The organism is Vibrio sp. 10N.222.46.A1, from assembly GCF_041473595.1.
Lineage (GTDB): Bacteria > Pseudomonadota > Gammaproteobacteria > Enterobacterales > Vibrionaceae > Vibrio > Vibrio tasmaniensis_A.
In genome coordinates, this window is the sequence record NZ_JBFRSN010001267.1 from 1 (window position 1) to 2143 (window position 2143).

At 42.8% G+C, this 2143-nt stretch carries 2 protein-coding genes and 1 pseudogene; 1 reads left to right on the plus strand and 2 read right to left on the minus strand.

Annotated elements, in window-relative coordinates; genetic code table 11:
• The first annotated feature begins 75 nt into the window (after nt 1-75).
• On the plus strand, nt 76-513 hold the full coding sequence (locus AB4496_RS25810; protein ID WP_017098271.1) for a DUF3069 domain-containing protein: 438 nt from the start codon (nt 76-78) through the stop codon (nt 511-513).
• A gap of 433 nt (nt 514-946) precedes the next feature.
• Here AB4496_RS25810 and modC read toward each other — a convergent pair whose 3' ends face one another.
• Together modC and modB are read right to left on the minus strand one after the other, a co-directional pair.
• Nucleotides 947-2053, minus strand: coding sequence for a molybdenum ABC transporter ATP-binding protein ModC (gene modC, locus AB4496_RS25815; RefSeq protein WP_041473213.1), 1107 nt, complete (start codon nt 2051-2053; stop codon nt 947-949).
• A 5-nt stretch (nt 2054-2058) separates the two neighbouring features.
• Nucleotides 2059-2143, minus strand: a pseudogene (modB, locus tag AB4496_RS25820) (molybdate ABC transporter permease subunit); the annotation flags it as partial.

Sequence of the window (2143 nt, forward strand, 5' to 3'; positions counted from 1 at the left end):
CATGCCCTAATCTCTATATTATATTGACTTTTTTACAGATCTTTTTAGCATTGTTTCTTTTTAAAGAGAAATACTATGTCAGACGCTACAAACAACGAAGTACAAGAAATCGATTTAACCACTATCTCACCAGAGCTTCGCCAAGTTATCGAATTTGATGAAGTGCCTAAAGAGATGCACAACATGGTTACTTCTATTCACGAAGTGTCTGAAGAAGCAGTGCGTGAAACTTGGAGCAGCCTTCCAGCAAGCGCACAAAATGTTTTAGACAACTTCGAGCAATTCCACGCTCTAATCTCTGTTAGCCAAGCTTTCGCTGGCGTAAACATGATGGAGGAGTTCCCTACTCTTAAACTTCCAGAAGGCATGACTGATGAAGAAAAAGAAGAGTACCGAGCTCAACTGCTTGACCAAATTTTACATAACTGTGTAAAAGACATGGCTAAGCAAATCAAGAAAGCGCGCCGTGATGCTATCTTGAAGCGTGATTTCAAAGAAGTTTTCATCCGCTAAGCCATTCAGAGCACCTAAATTTAGGTTAAATGCTTAACGAAAACTTAATGATTAAGCCGTATGTTATTTAAAACATGCGGCTTTTTTGTACCTGCAGCTTTTTCTATACGTTCTTTTTCTGCTCGCTTCTTCTATTATTCGAACGTAACGTCTGGGTTCTTGTTAGTGCAGGGGTTCTCATTGTGGCTCTTATAATTCTAACTTTTCTCATCGCACGAAAGTATACATACACACTCATATAGTATGACGCAAAACTGGCAGTTACACCCTATAAAATGACACATGTAGTCATTTATGGAATCAAGATCGAGTCACAGAATCAAGATCGAGTTTTACCCGTTCTAAAATGAAACCAAAAACCAGGTACGTCTTGGGATCTTAATGTATTACCGCTAGATCTGAATATCTTATCGCATGAGCTTGCTGCATAAGCTTAGTGCGTTATCGCGATATCTCTTTGCGCGACACTCACGCCTTTAATTTGTGCGTAGACACGTTGTCCAATTTCTAAATTCAGCTCATCCAGCGCCCACAATGTAATAGTCGCCCATAGGTAGCATCCGGCCTCAAGTTCTAACTCGACAGCGACACTCTGCTTATTCGAGCCTTGCTGGTGCGTCTCTACCCTTTTAATAGTGACAGGAAGGATATTACGTATCGAAGTGCCTTGCGGCTGCTGTAACGTGATAGAGACATCATTTGCCCTCACTTGCAGCCTTACCGTAGTGCCAAGCTCGCTCGACACCTTTTGAACCCAAAGTGACGTTGATTTACCTAACGTTAGACGTGACAACGCATAATCATCATTATGTTCCGCTAATGTCGCTTCAAACAACGAACTTTGCTCTGAAAAAGATTGCCACGGTTGCATGGCTCTCGATGCCCATACCTCTTCCGTCATCCCCGATGAAATAACTTTGCCTTGCTCAATGATCACAAGGTGATTTGCCAAGCGTAATATTTCATTGAGGCTATGAGTGACATAGATAATCGGTATTTGAACGGTTTCAGATAAGTTTTCCAGAAACGGCATTACTTCACGCTTACGAGGTAAGTCCAGAGACGCCAATGGCTCATCCATCAATAGAATGCTGGGCTTAGACAACAGTGCGCGGCCAATCGCAACACGTTGCTTCTCACCGCCAGACAGACGGGCTGGATAGCGATCAAGCAGCGAGTCCAACGATAGCAGCGAGACTATTTGTTCAAAGTGCGCGTTATCGACGCATTTCATGCCGTACTTTAAATTCGCCGCTACCTTCATGTGTGGGAACAATCGTGATTCTTGGAATACATAGCCGACGTTGCGTTTGTGCGTTGGTAAGTTGATGCCATTTTCACTATCAAACAGAATGGTTCCAGATACGCTGATCAAGCCACTATCTGGTTGTTTGAGACCACTAATGGCATTGATAAGTGAAGTTTTACCTGCACCAGAACGACCGAAAATTGCCGTAATACCAGTACTTGGCAATTCTAAGTCAATATCAAAAAACGTTTCACCAAGCTGTTGCTGATATTGGAGGACCAAAGTGCTCATGCGACTCATGCGTTGCCCCCCAAACGTTTTGCTGACTTTTTGTTGAGCCATTCAGAAAGTATCAGTGAACTCAGTGCGATCACTATTGAG